The 7,495-nt window shown below is 61.9% G+C and carries 5 protein-coding genes; 4 read left to right on the top strand and 1 reads right to left on the bottom strand.

What is annotated here, in order from left to right:
* Positions 1-441 precede the first annotated feature (441 nt).
* Together L810_RS19185 and L810_RS19180 are read left to right on the top strand one after the other, a co-directional pair.
* Positions 442-2,517, top strand: a complete 2,076-nt coding sequence (locus tag L810_RS19185; RefSeq protein ID WP_042975358.1) for a molybdopterin-containing oxidoreductase family protein — start codon at positions 442-444, stop codon at positions 2,515-2,517.
* A 136-nt stretch (positions 2,518-2,653) separates the two neighbouring features.
* Positions 2,654-4,327 (top strand): long-chain fatty acid--CoA ligase, encoded by a 1,674-nt coding sequence (locus tag L810_RS19180; protein ID WP_021159923.1) that lies wholly within the window; start codon positions 2,654-2,656, stop codon positions 4,325-4,327.
* A gap of 279 nt (positions 4,328-4,606) precedes the next feature.
* Here L810_RS19180 and L810_RS19175 read toward each other — a convergent pair whose 3' ends face one another.
* A complete protein-coding gene (locus tag L810_RS19175) occupies positions 4,607-5,758 on the bottom strand; it encodes a porin (protein ID WP_021159922.1) in 1,152 nt (383 codons plus the stop codon).
* Positions 5,759-6,035: 277 nt separating this feature from the next.
* Between L810_RS19175 and coq7 the strand changes: the two genes are divergently transcribed.
* Together coq7 and mraZ are read left to right on the top strand one after the other, a co-directional pair.
* Complete coding sequence (gene coq7 / locus L810_RS19170; protein WP_021159921.1) at positions 6,036-6,662, top strand: 2-polyprenyl-3-methyl-6-methoxy-1,4-benzoquinone monooxygenase; 627 nt, start codon at positions 6,036-6,038, stop codon at positions 6,660-6,662.
* Between the two features lie 386 nt (positions 6,663-7,048).
* Positions 7,049-7,477 (top strand): division/cell wall cluster transcriptional repressor MraZ, encoded by a 429-nt coding sequence (mraZ, locus tag L810_RS19165; protein WP_006487094.1) that lies wholly within the window; start codon positions 7,049-7,051, stop codon positions 7,475-7,477.
* Positions 7,478-7,495 lie beyond the last annotated feature (18 nt).

Here is a 7,495-nt window from a genome sequence, read left to right as displayed (position 1 = left end):
TAAGCCAGAAACCCCCGCCCGACAAGGCGGGGGTTTTTGCATTGGCGCGGCGGAAATGCGTGAGTGATCGGGATCGGTGGCATGGCCGGAACTTTCACATTACTCCTCCCAGGTGCCCCCAATCGCAATGCCCGGTTTTTCGAAATGACCGGTATCATTCGTGATTCCCCGATCTATTGATCGTATCTCCGATCAAAATCCCAGCTCCCTCCTCTCCGTGTACCGGCTAGCGACGTCGTGCACGTTCTGCCCTCCATCGTCGACAACGCATATCGGACGGGCCATACAAGCCTCCCCCGCAGATGACGCGTGGTGCAACCGAAACTACCCTGGCTTCCTCCAATCGCTTTTTGGTCAGATAACCCAGAATCCGAACGAAATGAACGCTTTATTCGGCGCGTCCACGTAAAATTTGCGAACCCCATCTATGCACTCAAAACGATGAACGCCGCGATTCAGGTAACCCGGGCCGTTTGCCCGCATGATTGTCCGGACACGTGTGCAATGCGCGTGACCGTCGAGAACGGCAAGGCGATCAAGGTCACGGGCGATCCCGATCATCCGCCGACACAAGGCGTGTTGTGCACGAAGGTCAGCCGATACGCCGAGCGTGTTCATCATCCCGATCGCCTCACCGTTCCGCTCAAGCGCATCGGCGCCAAAGGGGAAGGGCATTTCGTACCGATCAGTTGGGACGAGGCGTTCGACGAGATCGGCCGTCGTCTCGGTGAAATTGCGGCGCGCGCCCCGGAAGCGATCGTGCCGTACAGCTATGCGGGGACGATGGGGCTCGTGCAAGGGGAGGGCATCGCCCAGCGGTTCTTCCACAAACTGGGCGCCTCGCGGCTCGAGCGCGCGATCTGCGCGGCGGCCGGTGCTGCGGGGTTACGGTACACATATGGTGGCAGTCTCGGTATGCATCTCGAGCATTTCGAGGAAAGCGAACTGATTCTGATATGGGGGGCGAACCCGATCGCGTCGAGTCTGCACTTCTGGACGCGTGCGCAGGAAGCGAAGCGCCGAGGCGCCCGTCTTGTCGCCATCGATCCGTACCGTTCGCTGACAGCGGAGAAGTGTCATCAGCATATTGCGTTGAAACCGGGCACCGATGGCGCGTTCGCACTCGGCATGATGCACGTGCTGATTACCGAAGACCTGCTCGATCACGACTACATCGCCAGCCATACGCTCGGTTTCGACGCACTCAAGGAACGGGCGATGTCCTATCCGCCGGATCGTGTCGCGCAGATCTGCGGCATCGACGCGTCGGAGTTGATCGATCTTGCGCGTCGTTACGGCGCTACCCGGAAGGCATCGATCCGCCTGAACTACGGCATGCAGCGCGTCCGCGGCGGTGGCAACGCGGTACGCGCGATCGCAAGCCTGCCGGCGCTGACGGGTGCATGGCGCGATCGGGCCGGTGGGCTGTTGCTCTCGTCGTCGGAATCCGCGCCGGTGAACCAGGCTGCGCTGCTGCGCCCGGACTTGATGCCGGGCTGGCCGCACAAGCTTCCGCGCATCATCAACATGAACGCGATCGGCGACGCGCTGTTGCATTCGGGCGATGCCACCTTCGGACCGAAGGTCGAAGCGGTGATCGTGTACAACTCGAATCCGGTGGCGGTCGCGCCTGATTCCTCGAAAGTCGCGGCGGGGTTCGCACGCGACGACCTGTTCACGGTTGTTCTCGAGCATTTCAAGACAGATACCGTCGATTTCGCCGACATTGTGCTGCCGGCAACCACGCAACTCGAGCATCTGGACGTCCACAAATCGTACGGCCACACCTACGTGATGGCGAACCTGCCGTCGATTCCTCCGGTGGGGGACGCGCGGCCGAATACGGAGATCTTCCGCGGGATCGCGCGCAGCATGGGGCTGGACGAGCCCGCGCTCTATCACAGTGACGAAGAGGTCGCGCGTGCGGCCCTCCGCTGGGACGATCCGGCACTCGACAGCGACTGGGACACGCTGAAGCGCGACGGCTGGCTGAAACTCAAGCTGCCGGAGGCGCCGTTCGCGAACGGCGGTTTTCGTACACCATCCGGCAAGTGCGAGTTCTACAGCCCGCGGCTCGAGCAGATGGGTGTTGACCCAGTGCCCGACTACCTGCCGCCGTTCGAATCGGCCGAGGCGGCACCCGAGCTCGCGGCGCGCTATCCGCTCGCGATGATTTCGCCGCCGGCCCGCCACTTCCTGAACAGCACGTTCGTGAACGTCGACAGCCTGCGTCATACCGAAGGCGAGCCGCATCTCGACATTCACCCGTCGGATGCCGATGCACGGGGCATCGCGGAGGGCGATCTCGTTCGCATCTTCAACGACCGCGGATCGATGCAGGCGCTCGCGAGAATTACCGATCGTGCACGTGCAGGGCTCGTCGTCGGGCTGTCGATCTGGTGGAAGAAGCTGTCGCCGGACGGCAGGAACGCGAACGAAGTGACGAGCCAGGCGCTCACCGATCTCGGCAATTCGGCGACGTTTTACGATTGCCTTGTGGAAGTAGAACGCATTTGACCGAATATCACCGTATCATCCGACGAATCTCCACGGAAGTTCGAAGTGGACATCTAACCCTGTTGTATCGGGACGGGCGAGCCGTTACGATGCGTTTTAGCACGATCATTCGAAAATCCGTGAGGAGACGCGCAGTATGAACAAAATTTGGCTGAAATCGTACCCACCCGGCGTTCCAGCCGAAATTGACGCGTCTCCTTATCCCTCCGTTCCAGACCTGCTCGACGAAAGCTTTCGCCAGTACCGCGACCGCACGGCGTTCGTCTGCATGGGCAAGGGCATCACGTACGGCGAACTCGACAAGCTGTCGCGCCAGTTCGGCGCCTGGCTGCAATCGCGCGGTCTAGCACGCGGAGCACGCGTTGCGATCATGATGCCGAACGTGCTGCAGTATCCGGTGGCGATCGCCGCGGTACTGCGTGCGGGCTACACCGTCGTCAACGTCAATCCGCTCTACACGCCACGCGAGCTCGAACATCAGCTGAAGGACAGCGGTGCGGAGGCGATCGTCATCCTCGAGAATTTCGCGTCGACGCTGCAGGCTGTCATCGCGAATACGAGCGTCAAGCACGTCGTCGTCGCGTCGATGGGCGATCTGCTGGGCATCAAGGGATGGCTCGTCAACTACGTCGTGCGCAACGTGAAGAAGATGGTGCCGGCCTGGCAACTGCCGTCGTTCACGCGCTTCAAGGCCGCGCTGTCGGAAGGCGCGCGGCAGGCATTCAAGGCACAGAAGATCGGCCCCGATGACGTCGCGTTCCTGCAATACACGGGCGGGACGACAGGCGTGGCAAAGGGGGCGACGCTGCTGCACCGGAACATCGTGTCGAACGTGCTGCAGGCCGGCGCCTGGCACCATCCGGCTCATGAGAAGTTCCCGGAGGTGAAACAGTTCGTGACCGTTGTCGCGCTGCCGCTGTATCACGTGTTCGCGCTGACCGTCTGCGGTTTCCTGACGATGCGTACCGGGGGCATGGGCATCCTGATCCCGAACCCGCGCGACATCGCCGGCATGATCAAGGAACTGAAGGGTTACCAGATCTCGACGATCCCGGCGGTCAACACGCTGTATAACGCACTGCTGAACCACCCCGAATTCAATCAGCTCGACCTGTCGAAGCTCGTGATCGCCAACGGCGGCGGCATGGCGATCCAGGAAGGCGTCGCGAAACGCTGGTATGAAAAGACCCATACGGCGATCATCGAAGGCTACGGGCTGTCCGAAACGTCGCCGGTCGCGACCTGCAACCCGGTGACGGCGACCGAATACAGCGGGACGATCGGCCTGCCGCTGCCGTCGACCGAAGTGGCGATTCGCGACGATGCCGGCAACGACGTCGCGCTCGGCGAACCCGGCGAGATTTGTATCCGCGGGCCGCAGGTGATGGCCGGCTACTGGAACCGGCCGGACGAGACAGCGAAGGTCATGTTCGCGGACGGCTTCTTCAAGACGGGCGACGTCGGCGTGATGGATGCGCGCGGTTACGTGAAGATCGTCGACCGGAAGAAGGACATGATTCTCGTATCGGGCTTCAACGTGTACCCGAACGAAGTCGAGGACGTGGTGGCGTCGCATCCGGGCGTGTTCGAGGTGGCGGCGGTCGGCGTGCCCGACGAGCATTCCGGCGAAGCCGTGAAGCTGTTCGTCGTGAAGAAGGACCCGGCGCTCACCGACAAGGACATCCTCGCCTACTGCAAGGAGCGCCTCACCGGCTACAAGCGGCCGAAGCTGGTCGAGTTCCGTACGGAGCTGCCGAAAACGAACGTCGGCAAGATCCTGCGGCGCGAATTGCGCGACGGACGCGCGTAACGGCGCGGTCGATCAAAGGAAAAGGCCCGGCACATGCCAGGCCTTTTTGTTTGCAGTGCGGCCCCGAGGAGGTTTGTCTCCTTACGACGCTGTCTCCGGAATGGGCTTGCGGCGGCGGCCGCGCGTTTCGATGGCCGCAAAGGCAGGCGGCATGGCCCCCACGACAAGCGCGCAACGCCCGGTGCGATTCGCCGCACTCCGGCTTTGCCGTTCTGCACCGCAAAAGAAAAAGGCGCCCGGAGGCGCCTTCAATATGCTGCGGCTTGTCAGGCAAGCTGATTAGAACTTGTGACGGATGCCGACGCGTGCCGCGACCTGGTTGCTGGTGCTCGACCCGGCCAGGCCGTTGATCGCTGCCGTTGCCTTCAGGACGTTGCCGTTCGAATCGAGCACGTTGCCCGATGCGTGCTGGTACACGCCGATCACGTAGACGTCGGTGCGCTTCGACAGGAAGTAGTCGACGCCCAGCGAGCCCTGGTGGTACTTGGCTGCCGAGTTGCCGTCGATCTTGCTGCCTTGCGTGTAGTCGTACGCCGCGCCGAGAATCAGCGCCGGGGTCAGCTGATACTTGAAGTTGATTTCGCCGTTGTTGAACGTCGCGGTCTGGTTCACGAACGGGCCTGCCGAGAAGCCCTTGAACTTCGTGTTCGAGTACGTCGCGCCGATCGTTGCTGCGCCGAACGTGTATGCGCCGCCTGCACCGATGACCTGGTACGTGTTCGCGTTGTTCGCGTACGCGCCGTAGATCGGCGACGAGACCGACGAAGACGCGGAACCGTTGTTGAACATGCCACCGAACTGGTTCGGCGTACGTGCGTTCAAGTAACCGACGCCCAAGACCAGCGGGCCGTTGTTGTAGCCTGCGCCGAGCGACCAGACCTGGTTCTTCGAGAACTGGCCTGCCTGACCGCCGAAGCTGTACAGGCCGCCGAACGAGAAGCCGCCGTAGGTCTGGCTCGTGAACTTGACCGCGTTGTTCACGCGATAGGCGTTGTTGAAGTTGTCGAGGTCGCCCGGGTGAGCGGCGATGTAGCCGCCCCACTGGTCGCCTGCCTCGAGCGGGCCGACGAAGTCGACGACGGAGTCGTATTGACGACCCAGCGTGACCGTACCGTACTGGCTCGACAGGCCGACGTAAGCCTGACGACCGAACATCAGGCCGCCCTGACCGAGCTTGCCGCTGTTCACGTCGAAACCGTTTTCGAGGGTGAAGATTGCCTTCAGGCCGCCACCGAGGTCTTCGGTGCCGCGCAGGCCGAAGCGGCTGCCTTGCATCACGCCGCTGGCCATGCTGTACAGGTGCTTGCCGCCCGCATTGTTGTTGAAGAGCAGGCCTTCATCGATGATGCCGTAAAGCGTCACGCTGCTTTGCGCATGGGCAGCGCCAGCGAACGCGCCCAGCGCGACGAGCGCGAGAAGCGACTTTTTCATTAACGGATCTCCAAAAATCACTGAATTTTTCTGGCGGGGCGGATAGTTATGTTCTGTCGACGGGCCCCATCAACTTCGCAAGAAGTCGCACGTAATGTAGCAAAACCGGTTTTTGCCACAAAGCGAAATGCCGCAGCTCAAGGCCGCCATGTTTCCTTTATGCAACAATGGTTAAAATCACGGGTTAACCGCAATTTCCGCTGAATAATCAAGTCGGTTACGCAGCGGACTCGTGCCCTTGCCGCTCGCGGCGGCACATGCAGCCAGGAGAAACAGGATGGTGTTTGATGAACTGATCAGCGAATTCGATCGCGGCCTGCGGTCGCTGACGGGCATTAGCCGGATGAGCCGGCCGGTGCCCGCGCCGGCCGAGGCGCCCGCCGTCGAATTGACGCCCGCGGAGCGTACGCATGCCGCCGGGCTGATGCGCGTGAACCACGTCGGCGAGGTCTGCGCTCAGGCGCTGTACCAGGCGCAGAAGCTCACCGCGCGCACGGCATCCGCGAAGGCGATGTTCGAGGAAGCCGCGCGCGAGGAGGAGGATCACCTCGCGTGGACCGCACACCGCCTGAAAGAGCTCGACTCGCGCCCGAGCCTGTTGAACCCGCTCTGGTATGCGGGTTCGCTCGCGATCGGCGTGGCGGCTGGCGCGCTCGGCGACAAGGTCAGTCTCGGCTTCATGGCCGAGACCGAACGGCAGGTCGAGAGCCATCTCGAAGGCCATATGTCCGAGTTGCCGGCGTCCGATACCGCGTCGCGCGCGATCGTCGACCAGATGCGTATCGACGAGGTGAAGCACGGCAAGGCCGCCGCCGACGCAGGCGGGATCGAACTGCCGCTGCCCGCGCGAATGCTGATGCGCGCCGCGTCGAAAGTCATGACGAGCACTGCGTACTATCTGTGAGATTCGCATCGGGGCGATGCGTGACGTCGCCCCGGTTCCCCGCCGCTGATACCGCCCGTTTATTCCTCGTTTTCCCGCCCCCGAAAGCCCCTTCCGCACACCCGTCTGGCCCGTCTTTCTCACGTATCACCTTCACAAGTTGCACTAGCTCATTCATTTATAACGGTTTTTGGAATGAGGGGGCGCATGAGCATGTGCGCGTAAGTCCTTGTTCTAACTAACAAAATTCGTCAAAAAAGCGGGCCGCTCCCTTGACCGTGCCACACCCTTCCTCTAAAGTGGGAGACAGTGTGAGAAAGTGTATTTTTGTGTGATTTGGCGGGCTATTCCGGCTAAATTCTCAGCATTGAGCGGGTGCTTCGGTGCCCTGAACGGGAGAGCGGAAAGTGTTCCAAGGGGCGTCGGCGCTGACGCTCGATGCGAAAGGGCGGATGTCGGTGCCGGCTCGCTATCGCGAAGCGCTGCAAGGACAGGCAGAAGGACGGGTGACTGTGACCAAGCACCCGGACGGCTGCCTGTTGCTGTTTCCGCGCCCCGAATGGGAAGTATTCCGCGCCAAGATCGCCGCGCTGCCGATGGACGCGCACTGGTGGCGGCGCATTTTTCTCGGCAATGCGATGGACGTCGATCTCGACAGCGCCGGCCGGATTCTTGTATCGCCCGAGCTGCGCATGGCAGCTGGACTGGAAAAGGAAGTCATGTTGTTGGGAATGGGTAGTCACTTCGAGCTGTGGGATTCGCAGACCTACAACGCGAAGGAGCAGGCGGCGATGGCGCAGGGCATGCCCGACGCGCTGAAGAATTTCACGTTCTGATTGCGGTGACGGAGACGC

It is taken from the genome of Burkholderia sp. AU4i, assembly GCF_000466765.1.
GTDB lineage: Bacteria > Pseudomonadota > Gammaproteobacteria > Burkholderiales > Burkholderiaceae > Burkholderia > Burkholderia cepacia.
Note: the sequence above shows the minus strand (reverse complement) of the source record. Positions and strands in the feature narration are given on the sequence as shown.